A 25,472-nucleotide genomic window follows, 5' to 3' on the forward strand; every position below is an offset into this window, starting at 1 on the left:
ATGACACACGCTTCGACTACTTCCACGCCCATTGCCACCGACGGCTTCGTGCTGCACGACGAGGATCGGGCGGCCATCGCTCATGAGCGCGAGCATTACCCGCAGCCGCAGGCGGCCAGCATCGAGGCGCTCAAGATCGTGCAGAAGCGCCATGGTTGGGTGCCGGACGCCGCCATTGACGCCATCGCGCGCGAGCTTGGCGTAGCGCCGGCAAGCGTCGAGGAAGTGGCGACGTTTTATAGCTTGATCTTCCGCCAGCCGGTGGGGCGCCACGTGATCCTGATATGTGACAGCAGTTCTTGCTTTCTCACCGATTACGAAGTCCTGCGTGATGCCTTCTTTGCGCATCTGGGCATCGGCTTCGGGCAGACCACACCGGATGACCGGTTCACGCTGCTTCCGGTGTGCTGTCTCGGCGCCTGCGATCGCGGCCCGGCGCTGATGATCGGTGACGATACCTACGGGCCGGTGACGCCCGAGGAGATCCCCACGCTGCTGGAGGGGTACGCATGAATTGGGAGAACGAGGCATGAGCCGGATTCTGCAAGACCGCGACGAACGCCGCCCTGAAACGCACCCGCTGACCTTTCGGCTCAACGATGATGGCACGCCGGTAATGCTCGACGCCTATCGCGAGCAGCAGGGCTACGCCAGCGTCGAACGCGCCTTTCGAGACCTGACCTCGAAGGCGCTGATCGACGAGTTGAAGACCGCCAATCTGCGTGGGCGCGGTGGTGGTGGGTTCTCCGCCGGGCTCAAGTGGAGCCTGACCATGCAGGGCGAGGGCATCCCGCGCGGCTATATCGTCTGCAACGCCGACGAAATGGAGCCCGGCACCTTCAAGGATCGTCTGTTGCTCGAACAGCAGCCGCATCTGCTCATCGAGGGCATGATCCTCGCCGGCTTCGCCAACAATGCCTACCAGGGCTATATCTTCATGCGCGGCGAATACGTCGATGCCGCGCGCACGGTCCAGCGCGCGTTGGAAGAAGCGCGTGCCAATGGCTGGCTGGGGCGTGATGTGGCCGGTAGCGGCTGGGACTTCGATATCGTCCTGCATACCGGCGCCGGGCGTTATATCTGCGGCGAGGAAACCGCGCTGATCAACTCGCTGGAAGGTAAGCGTGCCAACCCGCGGGCCAAACCACCCTTTCCGGGGCAAAGTGGGGCCTGGGGCAAGCCCACCGTGGTCAACAACGTCGAGACGCTGTGCAACGTACCATCCGTCGTGCTGCACGGGGCGGATTGGTATCAAGGCTTGTCCCAGGGCAAGAGCGGTGATGGCGGCACCAAGCTGTACGGCGTCTCGGGCAAGGTCAAGCACCCAGGCCTGTGGGAGTTGCCGATGGGCACCACGGGCAGCGAGTTGATGGAGCGTGCCGGCGGCATGCGCGATGGCCATACACTCAAGACCTGGCTACCCGGTGGCGGGAGTACCGGCTTTCTGCTGCCCGAGCATCTCGAGTTGGCCCTGGATTTCGACACCATCGGCAATGCCGGCAGCCGTCTGGGCACCGGGCTCATCGCGGTGGTTGCCGACGATCAGAGCGTAGTGTCACTGGCACGCAACCTGGAGGAATTCTTCTCCCGCGAGTCCTGTGGCTGGTGTACGCCGTGCCGCGATGGATTGCCGTGGAGCGTCAAACTCCTGCAGGCCCTGGAGGCTGGCGAGGGCGAGCGAGGAGACATCGACTTGCTGGAATCGCTGGCGGTGGACCTGGGGCCAGGGCGCACTTTCTGCGCGCATGCGCCAGGCGCGGCCATGCCAATGGCGTCGGCGATTCACTATTTCCGCGATGAATTCGAGCGTGGCGTCACGCGTGGCCAGGGTAAGGCGCATGCCGACCCGATCCCGGTAGGTAGCGTATGAACGACGTGACGATGACGACGGGCGAGGAGCGATAATGGCAACGATTCACGTTGATGGCCGGGATTACGAGGTCGACGGCGCCGACAATCTGCTGCACGCGTGCCTGTCGCTAGGGCTGGATATTCCGTATTTCTGCTGGCACCCGGCCATGGGCAGTGTCGGTGCGTGTCGCCAGTGTGCGGTCAAGCAGTACAAGAATGCCGACGACACCCAAGGCATACTGGTGATGTCGTGCATGGCGCCGGTACAGGAGGACGCCTACATCTCCATCGAGGATGACGAAGCCAAAGCCTTTCGCAAAAACGTCATCGAATGGTTGATGATCAATCACCCGCATGACTGCCCGGTCTGCGAGGAAGGCGGCCACTGCCATCTGCAGGACATGACGGTGATGACCGGCCACGATAGCCGTCGTTACCGGTTCCGCAAGCGTACCCACAAGAACCAGGACCTGGGGCCGTTCATCGGCCATGAGATGAACCGCTGCATCACCTGCTATCGCTGCGTGCGCTTCTATCAGGATTATGCCGGCGGCGGTGACTTGGGTGCCTTCGGGGCGCACGACAACGTCTATTTCGGGCGCTTTCAGGAAGGCACGCTGGAGAGCCCCTTCTCCGGCAATCTCACCGAAGTCTGTCCGACCGGGGTGTTCACCGACCAGACCCACTCCGAGCAGTACACCCGCAAGTGGGACCTGCAGTTCGCGCCCAGCGTCTGCCATCAGTGCGCGGTAGGCTGCAATATCAGCCCCGGCGAGCGTTACGGCGATATTCGGCGGATCGAGAACCGCTACAACGGTGAAGTGAATCACTACTTCCTGTGTGACCGCGGGCGTTTCGGATACGGCTACGTGAACCGCGAGGATCGTCCGCGCGTACCCGAATGGCGCGAGCGCCAGCGTGTCGCCGCTGGGGGCGATTCGGGCGTGGTCGCCGGCACCATCAGTCTGGAAATCGACGATGCGCTGGACCGTGCCGCCGATGGCATGCGCAATGCGCGTCGTGTGATCGGCATCGGCTCTCCACGGGCGAGCCTGGAGAGCAACCATATGCTGCGCACGCTGGTGGGGGATGCCAACTTCTCTACCGGCATCGCCGCCCGTGAACTCGAGTTGCTGGTCCGCATGAACGAGCTCAATACTCGCTGTGGCCTGCCGTCGCCGAGTCTGCGCGAGATCGAGCACTGCGATGCGGTGTTCGTGCTCGGCGAGGACCTCATCAATAGCGCCGCGCGCATGGCCCTGGCCATTCGCCAGGCGGTCAACGCCAAGGGCGAGGCGCTGGCCGCCGAGCGTGGTATCCCATCCTGGAATGCCGAAGCAGTCAAGACCATAGCCCAAGATGAACGTCATCCACTGTTCATGGCCACGCCGGATGCCACCGAACTGGACGAGCTGGCGGAGCGGACCTATCACGCCGCCCCGGATGACATCGCGCGATTCGGCTTCGCCGTGGCGCACTACATCGACCCCGAGGCGCCGTGCCCGGACGCCCTCGACGATGTGACCACAGCGCTTGCAAGCCGTATTGCCGAGGCCTTGATGGCGGCCCAGCGTCCGCTGGTGGTTTCGGGTGGCACGTTGGGGACGCCAGCGGTGCTCGAGGCGGCCGGCAACGTGGCGCGCGCCCTGGCGCGGCGGACACGGCCCGGGGCGTTGTCGCTGGTGCGCCGTGAGGCCAATAGCACCGGCCTGTCGCTGCTGGGTGGACAATCGCTGGATTGGGCTCTGGAATGCTTGACTAGCGGCGAGGCCGATGGCGTGGTGATTCTCGAGAATGACCTGTATGCGCGGGCCGATGCGGGTCAGGTCGACGCCGCCCTGCAGCGTGCCGGTTGCATCGTCACGCTCGATCATCAGCGCACCGCGACCTGGGACAAGTCGGACATCGGACTCCCGGCGGCGAGCTTTGCCGAAAGCGATGGCACTCTGGTCAGCCTGGAGGGCCGGGCTCAGCGTTTCTATCAGGTCTTCGAGCCCAGCTATATCCGCCCCGAAACGCGCATCCGCGAAAGCTGGCGGTGGCTCAACGCGCTCAAGGTCAGCGTCGAACGTCAGGCGATGACGCCACTCACGCTCGATGAAGTGACGCGTGACATGGCCATGACGTATCCCGCCCTAGCGCCGGCCGGCGATGCCGGTTTGAGCGCCGCCTATCGTGTGCATGGGCTGCGTCTGGCGCGCGAGCCTCACCGCTATAGCGGTCGCACGGCGATGCGTGCCAACCTCGATGTCAGCGAACCCCGTGCGCCGCAGGACGCCGACACACCGTTCGCGTTCTCCATGGAGGGCTATTCCGGTCACGCCGAGCCACGCCGCGAAGTGGCGTTTGCCTGGGCGCCGGGATGGAATTCGCCGCAAGCATGGAACAAGTTCCAGGACGAGGTCGGTGGACATCTGCGGGCTGGCGATCCCGGTGTGCGGTTGTTGGGGCCACTGCCCGGGGATTACGACTATGCGCGAACGCTGCCGTCAAGCTTCGCTGCGCGTGACGACCAATGGCTGGCGGTACCGCAGGCGCGGTTGTTCGGGGGCGACGAGACCTCGGCGCGGGCCGAGCCGATCCAGGCGCGCATGGCCGCGACACGCTTCACCCTGTCGCGCGGGGCCGCTGAGCGGTTGCGGATATCGCCGGATGCCACGTTGACGCTCAACCTGGGAGAACGACATCTAACGCTACCGGTGGCGATCAGCGATGCGTGGCCCGATGGCATGATCGGCGTGCCGGATCAGTCGGGACTGCCCTTGGCCGAGCCTGAGTGGGCCCATCTCGAACCCCAGGAGGTGAGCGCATGAGCTGGTGGACGCCACAGGTCGAGGCGATCGCGTTCGCGCTTTTTCAAGCACTGGTGATCCTGATCGCTGCGGTGGGTGCAGGGGCGCTGCTGACCATGCTGGAACGGCGTCTTTTGGGCCTATGGCAGGATCGTTACGGCCCCAATCGCGTTGGGCCGTTCGGGGTGATGCAGCTTCTCGCCGACATGCTCAAGATCCTCTTCAAGGAAGACTGGATCCCGCCGTTCGCCAATCGTACCTTCTTCGTGCTGGCGCCGGCCATCGCCATGGCATCGCTGTTGCTGAGCTTCATGGTCATTCCCATTACGCCCAGTTGGGGGGTGGCCGATCTGCATATCGGTTTGCTTTTCTTCTTCGCCATGGCGGGCATCAACGTCTATGCAGTGCTCTTCGGTGGATGGTCGAGCGGCAACAAGTACGCCTTGCTGGGGGCGATGCGCGCCTCGGCGCAGACACTGTCCTATGAAGTCTTCATAGGCTTGTCGCTGATGGGGGTGGTGGCCATGGCCGGTTCGTTCAATATGCGCGAGATCGTTGCCGCCCAGGAAACGGTATGGTTCATCGTGCCGCAGTTCTTCGGCTTCTGTACCTTTCTGGTCGCCGGCATCGCTGTGACGCACCGTCACCCGTTCGACCAGCCCGAGGCCGAGCAGGAGCTGGCCGATGGCTATCACGTCGAGTACTCGGGCATGAAATGGGGCATGTTCTTCATCGGCGAGTACGTGGGCATCGTACTGGTATCGACGCTGATCGTGACGCTGTTCTTGGGTGGCTGGCACGGCCCGTGGCTGCCGCCTATCGTGTGGTTCCTGCTCAAGACTGCCGTGTTCGTGGGCTTTTTCGTGCTGCTGCGTGCGGCACTGCCGCGTCCCCGCTATGACGCGGTGATGAGCTTCGGGTGGAAGATATGCCTGCCATTGACCCTGATCAATCTACTGGTGACCGGTGCGCTGATTCTCGTATTCAGCCCCGCCGGTGGCTAAGCGTCGAGACTGGAGGATACCGTGAAGATTAAATCACTGCTCGCGGGGACCGGATCGCAGCTACGGACGATGGGCATGGTCTTCATGCACTCTTTCCGCAAGCGCGAGACCCTGCAATATCCGGAAGAATCGGTCTATCTATCGCCGCGCTATCGTGGACGTATCGTGCTGACCCGCGACCCCGACGGCGAGGAGCGCTGCGTGGCGTGCAATCTGTGTGCAGTGGCATGCCCGGTAGCGTGTATCTCGCTGCAGAAGGGCGAGCAAGAGGATGGCCGCTGGTACCCGGAATTCTTCCGCATCAATTTTTCACGCTGCATCTTTTGCGGACTGTGCGAGGAAGCTTGCCCGACCTCGGCGATCCAACTGACGCCGGATTTCGAGATGAGCGAGTTTCGGCGCCAGGAACTGGTCTACGAGAAGGAAGACTTGCTGATCTCCGGCCCGGGCAAGGATCATAACTACAACTTCTATCGCGTGGCGGGGCTGTCGATCGCCGGAAAAGACAAGGGCGAGGCGCAGAACGAAGCCGAGCCGATCAACGTCAAGTCGTTGATGCCCTGATCAGGGATGCCCTTACCAGAATAGGGAGATACCATGGAAATCGCCTTCTATCTCAGCGCCGTGGTCACCGTGCTCGCGACGCTTGGGGTGGTTACCGGGCGGCACCCGGTACATGCCTTGCTTTACCTGATCGTCTCGCTCATCGCGGTGGCGATGGTGTTCTTTGCGTTGGGGGCACCCTTCGCCGGGGCACTGGAAATCATCGTCTACGCTGGCGCGATCATGGTGTTGTTCGTGTTCGTGGTCATGATGCTCAACCTCGGCGAGGCCGCCGCGCAGCAAGAGAGTGCCTGGTTGCGCCCACGTACCTGGCTGGGGCCGGCGATACTCAGCGGGGTCTTGCTGTTGGTGCTGTTGGCGACATTGATCGGTGCCGATGTAGGCGGACGTATCGAGGGCGAGACCTTGACCGCCAAGGCGGTGGGTACGTTGCTGTTCGGACCTTACCTGATCGTCGTCGAGCTTGCCGCGATGCTGCTGCTGGCGGCATTGGTGGCGGCGTCTCATCTGGGGCGCAGCGAGTCGCATGACGAGGCACACGCAGTACACCAAGTGCCGAGCAAACGCACTGCAGATGGCCGCGGGCGCGCCGCCAGCGAGCGCTCGCTCGGTGACGACACCTCAAGCGAGGAGACTTCACGATGAATGGCGTTCCCATGGAACACGGCCTGATCCTGGCGTCGATCCTCTTCGCGCTGGGGCTGGTGGGGCTGATGATGCGGCGTAACATGCTGTTCGTGCTGATGAGCCTGGAAGTCATGATGAATGCGGCGGGGCTCGCCTTCATCGTCGCGGGGACGCGCTGGGGGCAGCCCGATGGCCAGGTCATGTTCCTGCTGGTGATTACCCTGGCAGCGGCCGAGGCAAGCGTGGGACTGGCGCTGTTGTTGCAGCTCTATCGGCGCTTCAAGACCCTTGATATCGATGCGGCAAGCAGGTTGCGCGGATGAATCTACTCACTCTGACATTCTTGTTTCCCCTGTTGGGGTGTCTCGTCCTGGCGCTGAGCGGTGACCGCCTGTCGCTGCGTGGCGCGGCGACGGTGGGGGTCACTGCGCTGGGACTGGCGGCGGCCACGACCGTGTGGGTGGCCCTCGATTTTCTTGAACACGGCTCGGCGGCGCAGGTCATGGCGCTTTGGACCTGGATCGACGTGGGCGATTTCCAGTCGTCGATGGGGCTGTTGGTCGATGGGCTGTCGCTGACGATGCTCGGCGTGATCACCGGCGTGGGCTTTTTGATCCATCTGTTTGCGGCCTGGTACATGCGCGGCGACACAGGGGTTCGCCGTTTCTATGCCTACATGAATCTGTTCGTGTTCAGCATGGTGCTGCTGGTGCTGGGCGACAATCTGCTGCTGCTGTATCTCGGTTGGGAAGGCGTCGGCCTGTGCAGCTATTTGTTGATCGGCTATTACTACCATGACTCGGCCAATGGCTGGGCGGCGTTCAAGGCCTTCCTGGTGACGCGTATCGGCGATGTGTTGATGGCGATCGGGCTATTCATCCTGTTCGTCGAGCTGGGCACGCTGAACATTCAGACGCTGTTGGCGCGGGCGCCCGAAGTCTGGGCGCGTGGCGACCTGATGGTCGAACTGGCCACGTTGATGCTGCTTGGCGGGGCGCTGGGCAAGTCCGCGCAGTTGCCGCTGCACACCTGGCTGGCTGATGCCATGGCCGGCCCCACGCCGGTATCGGCGCTGATCCACGCGGCCACCATGGTCACCGCCGGGGTGTATCTGATCGCGCGCATGCATGGCCTGTTCCTGCTGGCACCGGATGTTCTGACGCTGGTGGGCTGGATCGGCGCGGTGACGCTATTGATGGCTGGGTTTGCCGCCCTGGCGCAGACGGACATCAAGCGCGTGCTGGCCTATTCGACGATGAGCCAGATCGGCTACATGTTCCTGGCGCTAGGTGTTGGGGCCTTCGATGCGGCCATTTTCCATCTGATGATTCACGCCTTCTTCAAGGCGTTGCTGTTCCTCTCGGCGGGGTCGGTGATCATCTCCTGTCATCATGAGCAGGAGATGCGACGCCTCGGCGGGCTGTGGCGAAAGTTGCCGCTGGCCTATGCTGGGTTCGTGGTCGGTGGCTCGGCGCTGGCGGCGTTGCCGCTGGTGACGGCCGGCTTCTACAGCAAGGATGAGATCCTCTGGGAGGCGCTGGCGTCCGGGCATATCGGCTTGCTGATGGCGGGTCTGGTCGGCGCGCTGCTGACCTCCCTGTATACCGTGCGCTTGATCGTCGGCACTTTCCACGGTACGTCGGGGAGCGATCATAGCCGGCATGCCGAGGGGGGACGCGGTCTGGTGCATGGCCTGCCATTGGTCGTGCTGATCGTACTCTCGACGCTGGTCGGCGCCTGGATTCACCCTCCACTCGACGAGGTGCTGCCGGCGAGCCCCGGCGCGGCGAAGGAAACCGGGCGCCATGCGCTGGAGATCGGTGCCATGCTGATCGCCGTGGGCGGTGTGGCCGTAGCGCTGTGGCTGTTCGCGTGGCGACGCGAGTTGGTGGCGCGCCTGGTCGCTCTACCGGAAGGCGCGCGCCTGTGGCGCCTCTGGCATCACGCCTGGGGCTTCGATGCCCTGTTTGACGCAGTGCTGGTCAAGCCGTTCCGTGGCCTGGTGTGGCTGTGGCGTAGCGACTGGATCAACGGATTGTGCAATCTGGTGCCGTTGCTGGCGCGCGGCCTGCGCTGGCTGTTGACGCGATCCCAGACGGGGCGGCTGCGCCACTATGCCGTTTCGATGACGCTGGGCGCGACCGTGGTGCTGATCTTCCTGGCTTTGGGGTAAGCGATGTACGACTTGAAGAAAGACACCGGTGGCGGGGATAGAAGGCTAACGTGGCAAGCTGAGGGGGCGCAGCGCTGATGATTCTGGTCTGTTTGATTCTGATCCCCTTCATCGGTGGGTTGCTGTGTTGGCAAGCCGAGCGTTTCGGCGAGCAACCGCCGCGCTGGATTGCCCTGGGTACCATGCTGCTCGAGTTGGCGCTGGTCTTGGGCGTGTGGTGGCATGGCGATTATGGCTTGAATGCCGCGCAGGGCGCTGCGGACTGGGCCCTCGAGTGGCGCGCCGCGTGGATCCCCCGTTTCGGCATCGAGGTCCACTTGGCGCTGGATGGCCTGTCGTTGATCATGATCGCGCTCACCGGGCTACTCGGCGTGCTGGCGGTGGTGTGCTCGTGGCACGAGATCTCGCGTCGCATCGGTTTTTTCCATCTCAACCTGTTGTGGATTCTGGGGGGCGTGGTCGGTGTCTTTCTGGCCATCGATCTGTTCCTGTTCTTCTTCTTCTGGGAGATGATGCTGGTCCCCATGTACTTCCTGATTGCGTTGTGGGGGCATAGCGGTTCCACGGGCAACACGCGTATCCAGGCGGCGACGAAATTCTTCATCTACACACAGGCCAGCGGGCTTTTGATGCTGGTGGCCATTCTCGGCCTGGTGTTTGCACATTACGCCGCCACCGGGGAATACAGCTTCAGCTACGAGGCGTTGCGCCATACTGCCCAGAACGAGCTCTCCCCCCAGATGGCATGGTGGCTGATGCTGGGCTTCTTCATCGCTTTCGCGGTCAAGATGCCGGTGGTGCCGCTGCATGGGTGGCTACCCGACGCGCATGCCCAGGCGCCCACGGCGGGGAGCGTCGATCTGGCGGGGATTCTGCTCAAGACGGCCGCCTACGGTATGTTGCGCTTCGCCTTGCCGCTATTTCCCGAGGCTTCCCAGGCTTTCGCACCGGTCGCGATGGGGCTGGGCATCCTGGGGATCTTCTACGGCGCGATCCTGGCGTGTGGCCAGCATGATCTGAAACGCTTGGTGGCCTATTCCAGCATTTCCCACATGGGGTTCGTGCTGATCGGTATCTACAGTGGTACCGAGCTGGCCCTGCAGGGCGTGGTGGTGCTGATGGTCGCGCATGCCTTCTCGGCTTCGGGGCTCTTCATTATCAGTGGCCAACTCTATGAGCGCCTGCATACCCGCGACATGCGTTTGATGGGCGGCCTGTGGGGCCGCATCAAGGGCTTGCCGGGCATTGCGCTGTGTTTCGTGGCGGCCTCGATGGGCATCCCGGGGACGGCCAACTTCGTGGGTGAGTTCCTGGTGCTGTTCGGCACCTTCGGTACTTGGCCCTGGGTGGTCGTGGTTGCCAGTAGCGGCTTCGTACTGGCGGCGATCTATTCGCTATTCATCATGCAACGCGTCTACTTCGGTCCGGCCAAGGAAGATACCCCTCTGGGCGGGCTCGATGGCCGCGAGATCGTGATGATGCTCGGTCTGCTGGTCCTGGTGTTGTGGGTCGGGCTCTATCCTGGCCCGTTGCTGGATACCTCGGAGGCGGCGATGCAAAACGTCGAGCGCATCATGACGCTGGAAGAAACGCCTGCCATGCCTGAGGAGACGCCATGACGTCGTTGCTTGCTCTTTCACCGCTAATCCTCGTCTGTGCCACGGCTATCGTGGTCATGTTGACCATTGCGTGGCGTCGGCATCACGACCTGACGGCCACGTTGACCGTGGTCGGCCTCAATCTGGCGCTGGCGGCACAGCTTCTGGCCTGGTGGCAGGCGCCACTCGATGTGACGCCGCTGATAACGGTGGACGGTCTGTCGATCTTCGGCGGCGTGCTGATTCTCATCGCCACGCTGGCCTGCGCCACGCTGGGACATGCTTACCTCGAAGGCGCGCGTGGTCCACGCGAGGAGTATTATCTGCTGCTGCTGTGTGCCGCCGCCGGTGGGATTGCGCTGGTAAGCAGTCGCCACCTGGCCTCGCTGTTCTTCAGCCTGGAACTATTATCGATGCCGCTTTACGGCATGCTGGCCTACACCTATCGCGAGCGGGGTGCCCTAGAAGCGGGCGTCAAGTACATGGTGCTTTCCGCGGCAGCCTCAGCCTTCTTGCTGTTCGGCATGGCGCTTCTGTACGCGCGTACCGGGCATCTCGATTTCGCCGGATTGGGTGGGGCATTGGCGTCGGCAGGTGGCGATGGATGGCTGCTGGCTGGCATGGGCATGATGCTCATCGGGCTGGGCTTCAAACTCTCCATCGTGCCTTTCCATCTGTGGACGCCGGACGTCTACGAAGGCAGTCCCGCCCCGGCGGCCACTTTCCTGGCCTCGGCCAGCAAGGTGGCGGTACTGGTCGTCTTGTTGCGTCTTCTGCAATCCGCTCCGGCGATCCAGGATGCCTGGTTTCACAGCCTACTCGCTGTACTCGCCTTCGTGACGATGCTGACCGGCAACCTGCTGGCGTTGATGCAGCAAGATCTCAAGCGCCTGCTGGGCTATTCCTCGATCGCGCATTTCGGCTATTTGCTGGTGGCACTGGTGATCAACGAGGGGATGGCGGTGGAAACCGCGAGTATCTATCTAGTGACCTATGTGCTGACGACGCTGGGCGCTTTCGGCGTGGTGACGCTGCTGTCGAGCCCCTACGGCGGCGCCGATGCTAGCCGCTTGCACCATTACCGTGGCTTGTTCTGGCGGCGGCCCTATCTGACGGCGGTACTGACGGTGATGATGCTGTCACTGGCAGGGATCCCCTTGACCGCCGGCTTTATCGGCAAGTTCTACATCGTCGCGGTGGGGGTCGAAGCCAGCCGCTGGTGGCTGGTCGGCGCCGTGGTGGCGGGGAGTGCTATCGGCCTTTACTACTATCTACGCGTGATGGTGACGCTCTTTTTGCCCGAGCCGGGCATGCAGCGCCGTGACGCGACTACCGACTGGGCGCAACGTGCCGGCGGCGTGGTGGTGCTGGCGCTGGCGGCCTTGGTCGTGCTGTTGGGGGTCTATCCTGCGCCGATGATCGACTGGGTGCGGCTCATGGCCGCGACGTAAGCGTCGCGACTGTGCTGATGTGCTGCTGCTTGCTCACGAGGCGGCATTGTCGTTGGGCATGCTGCGCAGGCAGGCGGTGGGTAGTTGAATATCCACCGCCACCGGCAGGTGGTCGGAAAACAATCGGTCGAGCACCTCGAAGCGTTCGGCGTGCAAGGCGTCGGAGATCAGAATATGGTCGAGCGCGCGGCGCGGCTGCCAGGCGGGATATGACAACGGCATTGCCGCAGGATGCAGTGGCAGCGCATGACAGAAGCGCTGGTGGGCGTTGATCTGATCCGGCGTGCAGTTGAGATCACCCATCACTATCACGTGGCGTAGCGGTTGAATGAGCTCGCTCAAGTAGTCGAGCTGCCGGGTACGCGCGCGATGCCCCAATGCCAGGTGCGCCACGACCAGATGCAAGGCATCCGGTCCGTCGCCGAAGCGTGCATGAATGGCGCCGCGACCCGGTAACGTGCCGGGCAGGCGATACTCGTCTATTTGGTGCGGTTTAAGACGCGACAGCAGGCCATTGCTGTGCTGGGCGACACGCCCCAGGTTGCGGTTGAGCTGCTGGTAGTAGTGAGGCAACTCGGCCCGCGTGGCGAGATACTCGACCTGATTGACGTGCCCCGAGCGGAAACTGCCCCCATCGACTTCCTGAAGGCCGACGATATCGTAGCCGCGCAGCATGTCGCCGATAAGGTCGAGGCGCCCCTGGCGCTTGGGATGCGGCAACAGATGCTGCCAACTGCGCGTCAGGTAATGATGGTAGGCCGAAGTATGAATACCGACCTGCAGATTACAGGTCAGAAGGCGTAGCGAGCGGGGCGCCTGGGAGGCAGGCGCCGCGGCGGTGGCGTTACTCATTGCGTTCGCTGCGTACCTTGTCGATCAGGGCATCGGCGATCTTGGGCATGTTTTCCAGCGAGCCAGCGCTGCTGGGTGTGATCACGTAATGACCGTCGACGATCAGAGCGGGAACTCCCATGATCTTGTAGCTACGCATCTTGGCGTTGGCGCGATTGATCTGGCTTTTCACGCCGAAGGACTCGAGGGCATCGAGCGCGTCGTCCTTGCTGACGCCATAGTGAGTGAAGAATTCGGCGATGTCGTTCGGTTCGGTGAGGCGTTGGCCTTTCTCGTGGATGGCATCGAAGAAGTCACTGTGCATGTCTTTCTGGATGCCTAACGCCTTGGCGGCGTAGAAGGCGCGCGCATGCTTGGTCCAGGTATCGCCCATGGTGGCTGGGATGCGCTGAAAGGCCACGTCGTCGGGCAGTTCGTCGACCCACGCATTGAGCGGCCCTTCAAGGGCGTAGCAGTGCGGGCAGCCGTACCAGAACACCTCGTTGACCTCGATCTTGCCATCCGGTACCTCGGTTTTTACCGGCTCGTCGAGTACCTTGTAATCCTCTCCTGCGACCGGGGGGGCGGCCATGACCAGCGTTGACATACCCAGGCCGGCGACCAGTACTAACAACGACTTCAACATGCAATTCTCCTTGATAAAAACGGACGGTGCTTAAGCGTCGCCGCCTTTGATGAACGTTTGAACCGCGTCGGCAACCGGGGTTCCCGAACGGCCAATGTGAACGCATGCGTTAGTGATACCACTCCAAGCCACGATATGGAAAGGGCGCGAGGGCTATCGGTGAGGCTTTGCCAGCATGCGTGACGTCCACGCAATGATACACTGTGGCGCAAACGTCCCTCATGGATCATTCGCCGCGTATAGGCGGCAGCTCAGTCGAGAACCAGCATGCAAGATGGCAAGATCAACTACCAGACCGCGCGTTTTTTAATCAGCGCGCCGCGCCTGGCCTTGTGCCCTACTGACACGGGCGCGGAAGTGGCGTTTGCCGGGCGCTCCAACGCCGGTAAGTCGAGCGCGATCAATACGCTCACTCAGCAGAAGGCGTTGGCGCGCACCTCCAAAACGCCGGGGCGCACGCAGCTGATCAACTTCTTCACCCTCGCAAACGACGAGGCGTACCGGTTGGTGGATCTGCCCGGTTACGGCTTCGCCAAGGTGCCGGATCAGGTCAAGCTGGAGTGGCAGCGTCACTTGAGCGAGTATCTGTATCAGCGTGAGACGCTCAGGGGCTTGATGTTGGTCATGGACGTACGCCACCCGCTGACCGAGTTCGATCAGATGATGCTGGGCTGGGCTGATGAGAAAGCGATGCCCGTGCACATCCTGTTGACCAAGGCCGACAAGCTCAAGCCCGGAGCGGCCAAGTCTTCGCTTCTGGCGGTGCGCCGCCAGCTCGCCGAGTGGGAAGATCTGGTCAGCGTGCAGCTGTTCTCGGCGCTCAAGCGGCAAGGTGTCGACGAAGCATGCGCGCGCATGGATGCCTGGCTATGCGATAGGGATGACGCGTCAACCTAGCCTGCCAGCCTAGCGAGTAGGGTGGGCAGTTCACGCACGTGCGTGAGGCGATGTACGCCGGGGAGCAGCTCGCACGGGCCTTCGTGCTTGGCGTCGATCCAGGCGACCTGCATGCCCAGGCGCTGTGCTGGTAGCACATCCTCGCGCCAGGAGTCGCCGATATGGAGACCTTGCGCCGGCTGGGCGTCGAGCCTTGCCAGCGCCGCGAGGAAGGCGCGCGGGTCGGGTTTGGGGGCATGCAGCTCGCCTGCAGCGATCATGACGCTGAAATGCTCGGCCAGGTCCAGACGCTTGAGGTCGGCGTTGCCGTTGGTGATCGCGGCGATCCTATAACCACGGCGCAGCGTGTCGAGCATGGCCACCACCTCGGGGTAGGGCGTGAGGTCATGGCGCAGGTCGAGGAAATGCGCAATGGCGTGTGCCGCCCACAGGCGCGCCCTAAGGCGAGACAGCCCGTAAGCTTCCACCATCTCGAATAATGCACGTTCGCGAATCCAGGTGAAATCGCCGCGCTTGAGCGGAAAGCGCTGCGCCACGTCGAGACGGTATTGCTGATACGCGCTCAACGGGTAGTCAGTCATGAACGTACGAGCGGTGTCTGGTGAGGCAGCGGCGAGGGCGTCGCTGAGCCACTGATAATGGCCGGTCTCGGCGCGCTCCAGGACAGGACGGTTGTTCCACAGCGTATCGTCAAGATCGAAGGTCAGCGCGGTTATTGCCATCGGGGTCGTCTCCAGAGCCGTGAGTCAGAACCGTGAGTCTCAGTCCTCACCGGATGTGTCGTGACGCCGGGCGCGCGGGTGTGCCTGATCGTAGGCGTCGGTGAGATGCTGCCAGTCGAGGCGTGTATAGATCTGCGTGGTGGACAGGTTGGCATGCCCCAGCAAATCCTGCACGGCGCGCAGATCCTGGCTCGATTCGAGCAGGTGGCTGGCGAAGGAGTGACGCAGGCGATGCGGGTGCAGATGTTCGGGCAGGCCGCGCTCGCGGGCAAGATGCACGAGGCGCTTCTGTACCGCGCGATGCCCGAGTCGTGCGCCGCGTTGACCGACGAACAGCGCGCGTTCTTCTGCGTCGGCCAGTTGGCCACGGACCTTGAACCATGCCGTCAGCGCCGCCTGGGCACGGCCGCCGAGGGGCATCTGGCGCGGTTTGCTGCCCTTGCCTACGACCCGCACACGCCGAGTCTCTAGGTCCGTGACGTCCAGCGCCGTCAATTCCGCCAGGCGCAGCCCGCAGGAATAGAACAATTCCAGCATGGCCTGATCGCGCACCGCGAGCGGGGTGTCGTCGTGCGGGGTATCCAGAAAGCGCGATAACTGATCGACATCCACCGGACGCGGCAGGTGCTGAGGCTGACGCGGGGTCTGGGTCAAGGCCACGGGGTTGTGGGCAAGTACGCCGCTGCGTACCAGATGATCGGCGAAACGCGATAGCGCGGCGCGGCGCCGGGCGAGGCTGCGCGGGGCCAGACCTCGGGTGCGCTCGGCGCCCAGGAAACGACGCACCAGGGCGGCATCCAGCGTGGACCAGTCGTCGATGTCATGCGCCTCGAGAAAATGCGCCAGCGCGGCCAAGTCGCGCCGATAGGCATCCAGCGTCGCGGGGCTGGAATGCCCCGCCAGGGCGCGCAGGAAATCTTCAATCGCGGCGTGCATGCGCGGTATCCAGTCGGCTCAGCAAGCGCCCGACGATTTCGCCGAGGTAATCGGTGAACAGGGTATCGAGCGTGGCACGAAAGTGCTCGCTCTCCTGGCTGGCAAGCAGCAGATAGCCGAGCGGTTCGCCCATGGTCAGGCGCGTCACGGCGCATGAACCGCTGCTCTCGGGTGGCTCGGAATGCGGGAGGAGCTCACGCCACGCGTCTCGCGAAAGCTGGGTGCAGCGGCTGTTGTGGCCATCGAGTAGCTCCTCTAGTGTCGCGCGCGCGGCATCATCGAGACGCAACTGGGGAGGCTGTACGGCGCTGCCATCGTGGGGCGAGTCTAGCCACAACGCGACCGCTTGGGTGCGAAATCGCTCACTGAGTTGGGTTGATAAGGCCTCGCCTAGCGCGTCGACGTTTTCCGCCTCGAGCAGCGCCAGGATCAGCGAGCGTGTGCGCTGGTACTGCGCCTCGTTGTAGCGCGCCGTCTCCAACAGATGCTCGAGGCGCCATTCGGCGGTCTCGGCGCGCTCGCGCAGGTCGTGCACGAGACGTTCGAGCAGCGAAATCGCGCCTTGAGTCTGGGGATGCGGCACCTTTAGCTGTTGGAGCAGTCCCTCTCGGCCGACGAAGAAGTCGGGATGACGGGCCAGCCAATGTGCGACACGCTCGGGGTCGAGCGTCGTGCGCGGCTCGGGCGCCTGGGCTTGGGACATGCGTATGTTCTCCTGTGTTTCCGTCTTGCGTGCCGTGTCGTTGTTTGAAGGTTCTCCGGGCACTCGGCAATGCTGCTAAGGCAGCGCGATACGCCCCTCGAAGACGCTGATGGCGGGGCCGATCATTACCATGGGGGCGTCCTCGGCGGGCCACTCCAAGGTGAGTGTGCCACCGGGTAGATGAACATCGACGGGACTCTCGAACAACCCACGCCGGATGCCGTTGGCCACCGCCGCGCAAGCGCCGGTGCCGCAGGCCAGCGTTTCGCCGCTGCCACGTTCGAAGACCCGCAGGCGCGCCTCGTGACGCGAGACGACCTGCAGGAAGCCCACATTGACGCGCCGGGGGAAGCGCACATGGCGTTCGATGAGCGGCCCCAGGTGTGCCACCGGCGCGGTATCGACATCGTCGACCACCAGGACGGCATGGGGGTTGCCCATCGAGACCACGCCGATCTCCCAACGTGCGTCGTCGACTTCCAAGGTATGCGTGGGCGCCTCGGTCGGAGCGTCGAAGGGCACGGCTTCGGGCGCGAAACGCGGCACGCCCATGTTCACGCGAACTCGCTCGTCTTCCTCGACGCGCAGGGTCAGGGGCCCGGCCTGGGTTTCGACGCGAATCTCGCGCTTGTGGGTCAGGCGCGCTTCGCGCACGAAACGCGCGAAACAGCGGGCGCCGTTACCGCAATTCTCCACCTCGTGGCCGTCGGCATTGAAGATGCGGTAGCGGAAATCCATCTCTGGGTCGCGCGGTGGTTCGACCAGCAGCAACTGATCGAAACCGATACCGAGATGCCGATCAGCCAGTTGCTGGATGCGCTCGGTGTCGAGCCGCGCGCGCTGGGTGACCAGGTCGACCACCATGAAGTCGTTGCCGAGCCCGTGCATCTTGGTGAAATGCAGCAGCATCAGGAGGTCTCCGCCAGGCAGTGCTCGCCGGCCCACAAGGCAGCGAGCGTCTCGCGTTCGCGCACGACTTGCGTACTATCGCCGTCGACCATGATCTCGGCGGGACGCGGCCGGCTATTGTAGTTGGAGGCCATCACGAAGCCGTAGGCCCCGGCCGAGCGCACTGCGAGCAGGTCGGCTGGCGCGATGGCCAGTTCGCGCGCCTTGCCGAGGAAGTCGCCGGTTTCACAGACTGGGCCGACCACGTCGTAGAGTGCCGTCTCGCGGGGTGTCCGGGTATCGACGGGGACGATGCGTTGCCATGCTTCATACAGCGCGGGGCGAATAAGGTCGTTCATGCCGGCGTCGACGATGGCGAAATGTTGGGTCTCGCCGGGCTTCAGGTATTCGACGCGGGTCACGAGCACGCCAGCGTTGGCGGCGATCGAGCGGCCCGGCTCGAAGAGTAGCGTCAAATCGCGACCGTCGAGGCGCTCGAGCAGGGCCCGGGCGTAATCGTAGGGGGCGGGCGGTTGCTCGTCCTGATAAGGCACGCCGAGCCCACCGCCCAGGTCGAGATGCTCGACGGTGATGCCCGCCTCATGCAGGCGGTCGAGCAGTACCAGCAGGCGGTCCAGGGCGTCGAGGAAGGGCGCCAGTTCGGTGAGCTGCGAACCGATGTGGCAATCCAGGCCGACGACCTCGAGATTCGGCAGTTCGGCGGCCCGCTGATAGACCTCGAAGGCGTCGTCGACGGCGATACCGAACTTATTGGCCTTGAGTCCGGTGGAAATGTAAGGATGCGTCCGGGCGTCGACGTCGGGATTGACGCGCAATGAGACTCGCGCCACCTGGCCGCATTCGCCCGCCACCTGGTCCAGGCGTTCGAGTTCCGGCAGCGATTCCACGTTGAAGCACTTGATGTCGACCTCTAACGCGCGGGCCATTTCGTCGGCCTGCTTGGCGACACCTGAAAACACCACTTTGGCGGGGTCGCCGCCGGCGGCCAGCACGCGTTCGAGTTCGCCTTGGGAAACGATGTCGAACCCCGCGCCGAGGCGCGCCAACAAATCGAGCACGGCAAGGTTGGCATTGGCCTTCACCGCGTAGCAGATCAGGTGCGGATGTTCGCCCAGCGCGTCACTGTAGGCCTTGAAGTGGCGCGTGAAGGTTGCCCGTGAATACACGTAACAGGGCGTGCCGAAACGCTCGGCGATATCGGCCAGAGGGACGTCTTCAGCATGGAGTTGGCCGTCGCGGTAGTTGAAATGATCCATCGTCAGTCTGCGTCGCTGTCGGATTGAGAAGAAGCGTCGCGCGCGGCGTCGTCTTGGCTCTGGTCAGTGTCATCTTGGCTCTGGTCGGCGTCGTCTTCATAAGCGTCCGCCGGATCGTACTGCTCGCTGGCCTGTTCGTCATCGGGCATGTAGAGCGGGCCCTTTTGGCCGCAACCGGCGAGCGTGAGCAGGGCGATGCCGAGAGCGGCTGTCATGGGAAGTAAGCGCATCATGCCTCCTGTTGCAGCGTGGCGAGCGCATCGCGAGCACGTTGGGCAGCCGCGCGGACCTGATCCGGTGCGGTGCCGCCGATGTGGTTGCGTGCCGCCACCGAGCCTTCCAGCGTCAGCACTTCGAAGACGTCGGCCTGAATGGCGTCAGAGAACTGGCGCAATTCGTCGAGAGACATCTCCGAAAGGTCCTTCTGCTCGCGCAGGCCCAGCGCCACGGCTTGGCCGACGATTTCATGGGCATCGCGGAAGGCCACGCCGGCACGCACCAGGTAGTCCGCCAGATCGGTGGCGGTGGAGAAGCCCTTGCGCGCGGCTTCGAACATATTGCCTGCCTTGGCCTCGATGGCCGGCACCATGTCGGCGAACGCCTTGAGACAGCCCTGCACGGTGTCGACGGTGTCGAAAAGCGGCTCCTTGTCTTCCTGGTTGTCCTTGTTGTAAGCCAGCGGCTGCGACTTCATCAGCGTTAAAAGCCCCATCAGATGGCCGTAGACGCGCCCGGTCTTGCCGCGTACCAGCTCGGGGACATCAGGGTTCTTCTTCTGTGGCATGATCGACGAACCGGTGCAGAAGCGGTCGGGCAGGTCGATGAAGTCGAACTGGGCGCTAGTCCACAGCACCAGCTCCTCGCTCATGCGTGACAGGTGCATCAGCAGGGTGCTGGCGAAGGCGCCGAACTCGATGGCGAAGTCGCGATCGCTGACCGCGTCGAGGCTGTTCTCGGCGGGGCGCTCGAAGCCCAGCAAATCGGCGGTGACGTGACGGTCGATGGGGTAGGTGGTGCCGGCCAGCGCGGCGGCCCCCAGCGGCATCACGTTGACGCGCTTCCGGCAGTCCAGCAGGCGTTCGTGGTCGCGGGTGAGCATTTCCTGCCAGGCCAGCAGGTGGTGGCCGAAGGTCACCGGCTGGGCGGTCTGCAGGTGCGTGAAGCCGGGCATGACGGTGTCGGCCTCGCGCGTGGCCAGCTCGATTAGCCCCTCGCGCAGGCGGGCGATCTCGGCCGCGACGATATCGATCTCGTCACGCAGATAAAGCCGGATGTCGGTGGCGATCTGATCGTTGCGCGAGCGACCGGTATGCAGCTTCTTGCCGGTGATACCGATTTTCTCGGTCAGCCTGGCCTCGATGTTCATGTGGACGTCTTCGAGTTCCACCGACCAGGGAAACTGCTCGGCGTCGATTTCCCGCTCCACTTCGCCGAGGCCTTGCACGATGGCCTCGCGCTCATCACAGGTGAGCACGCCGACGCGTTCGAGCATGGTGGCATGGGCGATGGAGCCGCGAATGTCGTGATGATAGAGGCGCCGGTCGAAGTCCACCGACGCCGTGAAGCGTGCGACGAAGGCGTCGGTGGGTTCGCTGAAGCGTCCGCCCCAGGATTGGTTGGTCGTATTGCTCATCGGGCGTGGCGTCCTGCTTGGTCGAGATGATGATACCCTGAGTGTACCAGAGTCGGCGCTGCTGGCGAGGCGGGACAGGGCTCGAGAACGCTGGGGGCGGGATTTTTCCTCGACCGGGGACTGCTTTATGATGTTAGTCATTCTCGCCGCCAAATCGGTGTGCGCCTATTGAGGAGAGTCCAATGCCCGCCATGCAGACACTGCGCATCGCCACCCGACAGAGCCGCCTTGCGTTATGGCAAGCCGAGCACGTCAAGGCTCGTCTGATGGCGTTACATCCCGGACTCGAGGTGGAACTGGTCACCCTGACGACGCGCGGCGACAAGATCCTCGATTCGCCGCTGTCCAAGGTCGGCGGCAAGGGGCTATTCGTCAAGGAATTGGAGGAGGCGCTGCTGGACGGACGCGCCGATATCGCCGTGCACTCGATGAAGGATGTGCCGATGCACTTCCCCGAAGGGCTGGGGCTATCGGTGATTCTGGAGAGCGGCGCTCCCACGGATGCCTTCGTCTCCAACGATTACGCTACCCTGGATGCCTTGCCCGGGGGCGTGCGCGTAGGGACATCGAGCCTTCGCCGAGGCCTGCAGGTCAAGGAGGCGCGCCCCGATCTGGAAGTGCTCAACCTGCGTGGCAACGTGCAGACGCGTCTGGGTAAGCTGGACAGCGGTGAGTTCGAGGCCATCATTCTGGCCACCTCGGGGCTCGAGCGCCTCGAGCTTGGCCACCGCATCACGCAGGAGCTGCCGCCGGAAGTCAGCTTGCCGGCTTGCGGCCAGGGCGCGTTGGGCATCGAGTGTCGCTATGACGATGAAGCGCTGCTCGAGGTCCTGGCGCCCCTTGATCATTCGCAGACGGCGACTCGAGTGCGCGCCGAACGTGCCATGAACACGCGCCTGGATGGCGGCTGTCAGGTACCCATTGGTGGCTATGCCGTGCTCGAGGATGGCGACCGCACGTTATGGCTGCGGGCGTTGGTCGGGGATCCGGACGGTTCGCATGTGTTGCGCGCCGAGGGGCGTGGCTCGGCCGACGAGCCTGAAGCGCTGGGTGTGCGTATCGCCGAGTCGCTTCTCGAGCAGGGGGCCGGTGAGATTCTCGCGGATATTTACGGCCAAGGTGAATGAGCGCTGCGTCACGTATTCTGGTGACGCGCCCTGGTGAGGGTGGCGAACGGCTGGCCAAGGCCTTGTCGGAGGCGGGATTTTTGCCCGCCCATCCTGCGTTGATGCACTTGCAGCCGCTCGACGTTGATGAGGTCAAACGCACTCCCTTGCTGGATGTCGATCAGTACGACGTGGTGGTCGTGACCAGCCCTTTCGCGGCCGAGTGTCTGGTCGAGTGGCTTGATCGCTATTGGCCGCAATTGCCGCAGGGGCCGCGTTTCTATGCGCTGGGTATGGCGACGGCGGCGACGCTTTACCGTGGCCTGGGTGTCAAGGCGAGTTTGCCCGATCCCGGCCTGGGCACGACCAGCGAGGCGCTGTTGGCGATGCGCTCGCTGGCACGACTCGACGGCCAGCGAGCGCTGCTCGTCGGCGGAGTGGGGGGGCGCCAGGCGCTCTCCGAGACGCTTGAGGCGCGTGGCGCACGCGCCACTAAGCTGGCACTCTATCGGCGCGTTTATACCGCGCCGGACGCGACTGCTGCTGGCTGGCTCGCCATGGGCGATTTCACGGCCATGACCGTGACCAGTGGCGAATTGCTCGAGCATCTGGTTATCTGGTGCGGACAGGCGGCGTTGAACAAACCGCTAATCGTTTCCAGTCAGCGTTTGGCTACACTGGCAGACACGATGGGTTTCGCTTCGCTGCACGTGGCGCAGGGTGCGACACCCGAGGCCTTGGTGACCGCCGTACAGGAAGTAGGCGACACATGACGCGCCGACGTTGATCACGATGAGTTTGAAAAGGGCTAGCGACACATGAGCAAACGACAGGATCAGGATGACAAGAACACGCCTATCGATGCGTCGACGTCTGCCGACGAGACGCCTCAGTCGCCGACCTCCTCCGAGACTCACAAGGCCGATACCGACGCTGACGGCGAGGTAGCCGACGAGACGCGCGGTGCCTCGGACAAGGCGGCCGACGCCGCGTCGTCCAAGGCATCGACGACCGACGCCGCAGCGTCCTGGACTTCCTCCGACGCGACGCCAAAGGCAGAGGAAAAGTCGGACACTGCGTCGCGCCAGGCAAGCGAGACGACGTCCGGAGCCAGCGCTTCGGCGTCCACCGCCAAGCGTGGCGCCAAGTCTCAGCAGGGTACCAAGTCCCAGCAAAAAGCGACGGACACTCCGGCCAAGAACACGGGCAAGACCCGGGCCGGCGGCACGCGTGCATCGTCGGCTGGTGGAGCATCGGCGGGTGCCGCCTCGCACGACAAGACGACGACGTCAGGTAAAGCCGGCGGTAACGGCACCTCGCCTCCCCCCGCGCAAGCGTCGCAAGGTGGCGGTGGCAACGGGCGTGGCCTGGCGATCGCGGCGCTGATCATCGCCGTGATCGTGGCCATCGTCTTGGCGCTGGGGCTGGGATATGGCTGGAAGCGTTTGCAGGCGCAGCAGGCCGAACTGGCCAGCGCTGGCGACGAGAACGCGCAGACCATCGACACGCTGCGTGAGCGTCTCGACCAGCGGCAACAAGCGTTCGAATCGCTTAAGGGCGATTTTCAGGACTATCGTCAAGACATCGACAAAAATCTCGATAAGGTACTCTCCGAGCTGGCCGACGAGCAGGAGGCCGACCCGCGTGAATGGCTGCACGCCGAGGCCGAGTATCTGCTGCGCCTGGCCAATCAGCGCTTGCAGCTCGAGCGTGACGTCAAGGGCGCCAAGGCATTGCTCAAGGCCGCCGATGAGCGTTTGACCGATGCCGACAATCCCGCGTTGATTCCGGTACGCCGGGCGATTCAGTCCGAACTGGCGGCACTGGATTCGGTGCCCACGGTGGATCGCACCGGGCTGTACCTGGCATTGATGGCGCAGCAGGAGCAGCTTGCGGATCTGCCGCTCAAGCAGGACGTGGAAGAGATGTCCGCGCAGAACGGCAACGATTCCTCGCTCGAGGGCGGTTGGCAACAGCAGCTCTCCCGCCTGGGCGGCGAGCTCAAGGATCTCGTCGTCATACGCCGCCACGATGAGGCGCTGGAGGCCTTGGTGACGCCCGAGCAGGAGTCCTACCTGCGTCAGAATGTGCGGCTCTTGCTTGAGCAGGCTCAATTGGCTTTGCTCAAGACCGAGCCCAAGCTCTACCAGGCCAGCCTCGACAAGGCGATCACGCTGATCGAGCGCTACTACGACACGCAACGCGATGCGGTGAACAACTCCCTCGAGCGTCTCGAGTCGTTGCGTGACAAGACCATCCGCCCCGAATTGCCGGATATCAGCGAGTCGCAGCAGACGCTCAAGGACTTCATCGAGAAGCGTTTCCAGAATGGCAACGGTGGCGGTGGTGGCGATCAACGTCAGAGCGGCGATGAAGGAGACAGTGCATGAGAAAGCTGATTCTGCTCATCGTCGTGGGGCTGGCCGTCGGCGCGCTATTCGGCCAGTTGATGCAGTCGATGCCCGGTTACTGGCTGGTACGCGTGGGTGATACCTCTATCCAGACCTCGTTCTGGCTGGGTCTGGTGATATTGCTGGCGGTATTTCTGGCCCTGCATTTCCTGCTGCGCGTCCTCCACCGACTGCGGCGTCCGGTGAGCCGGCTAAAAGTCTGGAATAGCCGCACGCGTAATCGTAATGCCATGAAGCGTACCGTGAGAGGCCTGGTGGCGCTCGCCGAAGGCCGCTGGAAGCGTGCCGAGAAGGATCTGGTCAAGGCGGCGGACGATTCCAGTACACCGCTGGTCAATTATCTTTCCGCGGCACTGGCGGCGCATTATCAGGGGCGTTTCGAGCATGCCGATACGCTACTCAAGCGGGCTCATCATAGTACCGAGGGCGCCGATAACGCGGTGGGCATGGTGCAAGCGCAGCTGATGCTCGACCGCCAGCAGTTCGAGGAGGCGTTGGCGACGCTGACGCGCCTCGAAAAGCAGCTGCCCAGTCATCCGCAGGTGCTCAAGCTGCTGCGTCAGGCCTATCTCAGTGTCAACGACTGGGAAGGGTTGCGTCATTTGCTGCCCAAGCTTGATAAGCAGCAGCTGATCACCGATGAAGAACGCCGTGAACTGGAGCAGCGTGCCTATTACGAGTTGATCCTGCAGGCGGTCCAGCGCCAGCCCAATGCTGATGCCAACCGCGTGCGTAATCTGTGGGCCGACATGCCCGACTATCTGCGCAGCGATGTCGAGTTGGTGGTCCTGTATACCGAGGCGCTGGTCAAGGATGGCGAAGAAGCGATGGCCGAGCGCTTGCTGCGTCATTCCCTCAAGGAGCACTGGGACACGCGCCTGGTGCTGCGTTATGGCTTGCTCAACGTGGATGCCGGTCGCCAGTTGGCATATGCCGAGAAATGGCTTCAGGAGCGTCCCAACGATCCCGATTTACTGCTGAGCCTGGGGCGTTTATCGTTGCGCAACGCTTATTGGGGCAAAGCGCAGGAGTATTTTGAGGCCAGTCAGCGTCAGCGCCCTAGCGGGGTGGTATGCGCCGAGCTGGCGCGGCTTTATGCCAACTTGGGCGAACATCAGAAGAGCCAGCTCTTCTATCGCCAGAGCGTGGAGCTGCTCGATCGCTCGTTGCCGGCGTTACCGCAGCCTAGCGAACGCACGCGCTAGCTAACGTTTTTGCTCTCCTGGGCGCCTGCGGGCGCCCTTTTTTATCGTCCGTCATGAGGGGCGAGTCGCGGCCTTGCAGGCGCCTTATCGGGGTGGTCTGTGGGCCGTTAGTGTTTCTACGTCCTTGTCCAATCGGTCAAGATATGGATAACGTTAG

The 25,472-nt window shown here is 63.4% G+C and carries 23 protein-coding genes and 1 pseudogene; 15 read left to right on the top strand and 9 right to left on the bottom strand.

What is annotated here, in order from left to right; genetic code table 11:
• The 10 genes from nuoE (at nucleotide 1) to nuoN (ending at nucleotide 12,060) form a co-directional block, all read left to right on the top strand.
• A complete protein-coding gene (nuoE, locus tag OP495_RS04615) occupies nucleotides 1–513 on the top strand; it encodes an NADH-quinone oxidoreductase subunit NuoE (RefSeq protein WP_280562561.1) in 513 nt (170 codons plus the stop codon).
• Between the two features lie 16 nt (nucleotides 514–529).
• Nucleotides 530–1,870, top strand: coding sequence for an NADH-quinone oxidoreductase subunit NuoF (gene nuoF, locus OP495_RS04620; RefSeq protein WP_280567545.1), 1,341 nt, complete (start codon nucleotides 530–532; stop codon nucleotides 1,868–1,870).
• A 34-nt stretch (nucleotides 1,871–1,904) separates the two neighbouring features.
• Nucleotides 1,905–4,664 (top strand): NADH-quinone oxidoreductase subunit NuoG, encoded by a 2,760-nt coding sequence (gene nuoG, locus OP495_RS04625; RefSeq protein ID WP_280567547.1) that lies wholly within the window; start codon nucleotides 1,905–1,907, stop codon nucleotides 4,662–4,664.
• The gene (gene nuoH, locus OP495_RS04630; protein ID WP_280562564.1) at nucleotides 4,661–5,647 is read left to right on the top strand and encodes an NADH-quinone oxidoreductase subunit NuoH; all 987 of its coding nucleotides are present in this window, start codon (nucleotides 4,661–4,663) and stop codon (nucleotides 5,645–5,647) included. The genes nuoG and nuoH overlap by 4 nt, the downstream gene beginning before the upstream one ends.
• A gap of 27 nt (nucleotides 5,648–5,674) precedes the next feature.
• Entirely contained in the window at nucleotides 5,675–6,211 is a 537-nt protein-coding gene (gene nuoI, locus OP495_RS04635; RefSeq protein ID WP_348521297.1) for an NADH-quinone oxidoreductase subunit NuoI, read from the top strand.
• A gap of 33 nt (nucleotides 6,212–6,244) precedes the next feature.
• Nucleotides 6,245–6,856, top strand: a complete 612-nt coding sequence (gene nuoJ / locus OP495_RS04640) for an NADH-quinone oxidoreductase subunit J (protein WP_280562566.1) — start codon at nucleotides 6,245–6,247, stop codon at nucleotides 6,854–6,856.
• On the top strand, nucleotides 6,853–7,161 hold the full coding sequence (gene nuoK, locus OP495_RS04645) for an NADH-quinone oxidoreductase subunit NuoK (protein WP_075369724.1): 309 nt from the start codon (nucleotides 6,853–6,855) through the stop codon (nucleotides 7,159–7,161). The genes nuoJ and nuoK overlap by 4 nt, the downstream gene beginning before the upstream one ends.
• Nucleotides 7,158–9,011: an NADH-quinone oxidoreductase subunit L gene (gene nuoL, locus OP495_RS04650; protein WP_280567548.1), complete on the top strand. Its 1,854-nt coding sequence runs from the start codon at nucleotides 7,158–7,160 to the stop codon at nucleotides 9,009–9,011. Before nuoK ends, nuoL begins: the two co-directional genes overlap by 4 nt.
• A 77-nt stretch (nucleotides 9,012–9,088) precedes the next feature.
• Nucleotides 9,089–10,630 carry an NADH-quinone oxidoreductase subunit M gene (gene nuoM / locus OP495_RS04655; protein WP_280567552.1) on the top strand — a complete coding sequence of 514 codons (1,542 nt, stop codon included), beginning with the start codon at nucleotides 9,089–9,091 and terminating at the stop codon, nucleotides 10,628–10,630.
• Nucleotides 10,627–12,060 carry an NADH-quinone oxidoreductase subunit NuoN gene (nuoN, locus tag OP495_RS04660; RefSeq protein ID WP_280562569.1) on the top strand — a complete coding sequence of 478 codons (1,434 nt, stop codon included), beginning with the start codon at nucleotides 10,627–10,629 and terminating at the stop codon, nucleotides 12,058–12,060. The genes nuoM and nuoN overlap by 4 nt, the downstream gene beginning before the upstream one ends.
• Before the next feature lie 33 nt (nucleotides 12,061–12,093).
• Here the strand turns inward: nuoN and OP495_RS04665 are convergent, their stop codons facing one another.
• Both OP495_RS04665 and OP495_RS04670 read right to left on the bottom strand, forming a co-directional pair.
• Nucleotides 12,094–12,912: an endonuclease/exonuclease/phosphatase family protein gene (locus tag OP495_RS04665; RefSeq protein WP_280562570.1), complete on the bottom strand. Its 819-nt coding sequence runs from the start codon at nucleotides 12,910–12,912 to the stop codon at nucleotides 12,094–12,096.
• Nucleotides 12,905–13,537, bottom strand: a complete 633-nt coding sequence (locus OP495_RS04670) for a thiol:disulfide interchange protein DsbA/DsbL (RefSeq protein ID WP_280562571.1) — start codon at nucleotides 13,535–13,537, stop codon at nucleotides 12,905–12,907. The genes OP495_RS04665 and OP495_RS04670 overlap by 8 nt, the downstream gene beginning before the upstream one ends.
• Nucleotides 13,538–13,804: 267 nt before the next feature.
• Between OP495_RS04670 and yihA the strand changes: the two genes are divergently transcribed.
• The gene (gene yihA, locus OP495_RS04675; protein WP_280562572.1) at nucleotides 13,805–14,434 is read left to right on the top strand and encodes a ribosome biogenesis GTP-binding protein YihA/YsxC; all 630 of its coding nucleotides are present in this window, start codon (nucleotides 13,805–13,807) and stop codon (nucleotides 14,432–14,434) included.
• Here the strand turns inward: yihA and OP495_RS04680 are convergent.
• The 7 genes and pseudogenes from OP495_RS04680 to argH form a co-directional block, all read right to left on the bottom strand.
• Nucleotides 14,431–15,156, bottom strand: coding sequence for an HAD family hydrolase (locus OP495_RS04680; RefSeq protein ID WP_280567554.1), 726 nt, complete (start codon nucleotides 15,154–15,156; stop codon nucleotides 14,431–14,433). The two genes, yihA and OP495_RS04680, sit on opposite strands and share 4 nt — an antisense overlap.
• 39 nt (nucleotides 15,157–15,195) lie before the next feature.
• Nucleotides 15,196–16,092: a tyrosine recombinase XerC gene (locus OP495_RS04685; RefSeq protein WP_280567556.1), complete on the bottom strand. Its 897-nt coding sequence runs from the start codon at nucleotides 16,090–16,092 to the stop codon at nucleotides 15,196–15,198.
• On the bottom strand, nucleotides 16,076–16,795 hold the full coding sequence (locus tag OP495_RS04690; RefSeq protein ID WP_280567559.1) for a DUF484 family protein: 720 nt from the start codon (nucleotides 16,793–16,795) through the stop codon (nucleotides 16,076–16,078). Before OP495_RS04690 ends, OP495_RS04685 begins: the two co-directional genes overlap by 17 nt.
• A gap of 75 nt (nucleotides 16,796–16,870) precedes the next feature.
• Entirely contained in the window at nucleotides 16,871–17,704 is an 834-nt protein-coding gene (dapF, locus tag OP495_RS04695; RefSeq protein WP_280562576.1) for a diaminopimelate epimerase, read from the bottom strand.
• The gene (gene lysA / locus OP495_RS04700) at nucleotides 17,704–18,960 is read right to left on the bottom strand and encodes a diaminopimelate decarboxylase (RefSeq protein WP_280567561.1); all 1,257 of its coding nucleotides are present in this window, start codon (nucleotides 18,958–18,960) and stop codon (nucleotides 17,704–17,706) included. Before lysA ends, dapF begins: the two co-directional genes overlap by 1 nt.
• A 119-nt stretch (nucleotides 18,961–19,079) precedes the next feature.
• Nucleotides 19,080–19,175 (bottom strand): annotated as a pseudogene (locus OP495_RS04705) (lipoprotein); the annotation flags it as partial.
• Nucleotides 19,176–19,189: 14 nt separating this feature from the next.
• On the bottom strand, nucleotides 19,190–20,593 hold the full coding sequence (gene argH, locus OP495_RS04710) for an argininosuccinate lyase (RefSeq protein ID WP_280567563.1): 1,404 nt from the start codon (nucleotides 20,591–20,593) through the stop codon (nucleotides 19,190–19,192).
• 182 nt (nucleotides 20,594–20,775) lie between these two features.
• Between argH and hemC the strand changes: the two genes are divergently transcribed.
• Genes hemC through OP495_RS04730 form a run of 4 tightly spaced genes read left to right on the top strand, consistent with a single transcriptional unit; the run spans nucleotide 20,776 to nucleotide 25,315 of the window.
• Complete coding sequence (gene hemC / locus OP495_RS04715) at nucleotides 20,776–21,720, top strand: hydroxymethylbilane synthase (protein WP_280562579.1); 945 nt, start codon at nucleotides 20,776–20,778, stop codon at nucleotides 21,718–21,720.
• Nucleotides 21,717–22,472, top strand: coding sequence for a uroporphyrinogen-III synthase (locus OP495_RS04720; protein WP_280567565.1), 756 nt, complete (start codon nucleotides 21,717–21,719; stop codon nucleotides 22,470–22,472). Before hemC ends, OP495_RS04720 begins: the two co-directional genes overlap by 4 nt.
• A gap of 45 nt (nucleotides 22,473–22,517) precedes the next feature.
• Entirely contained in the window at nucleotides 22,518–24,089 is a 1,572-nt protein-coding gene (locus OP495_RS04725; RefSeq protein WP_280567568.1) for a uroporphyrinogen-III C-methyltransferase, read from the top strand.
• The gene (locus tag OP495_RS04730) at nucleotides 24,086–25,315 is read left to right on the top strand and encodes a heme biosynthesis HemY N-terminal domain-containing protein (RefSeq protein WP_280562582.1); all 1,230 of its coding nucleotides are present in this window, start codon (nucleotides 24,086–24,088) and stop codon (nucleotides 25,313–25,315) included. The genes OP495_RS04725 and OP495_RS04730 overlap by 4 nt, the downstream gene beginning before the upstream one ends.
• The last annotated feature ends 157 nt before the right edge of the window (nucleotides 25,316–25,472 follow it).

The sequence above is a fragment of the Chromohalobacter sp. 296-RDG genome, from assembly GCF_029889885.1.
Lineage (GTDB): Bacteria > Pseudomonadota > Gammaproteobacteria > Pseudomonadales > Halomonadaceae > Chromohalobacter.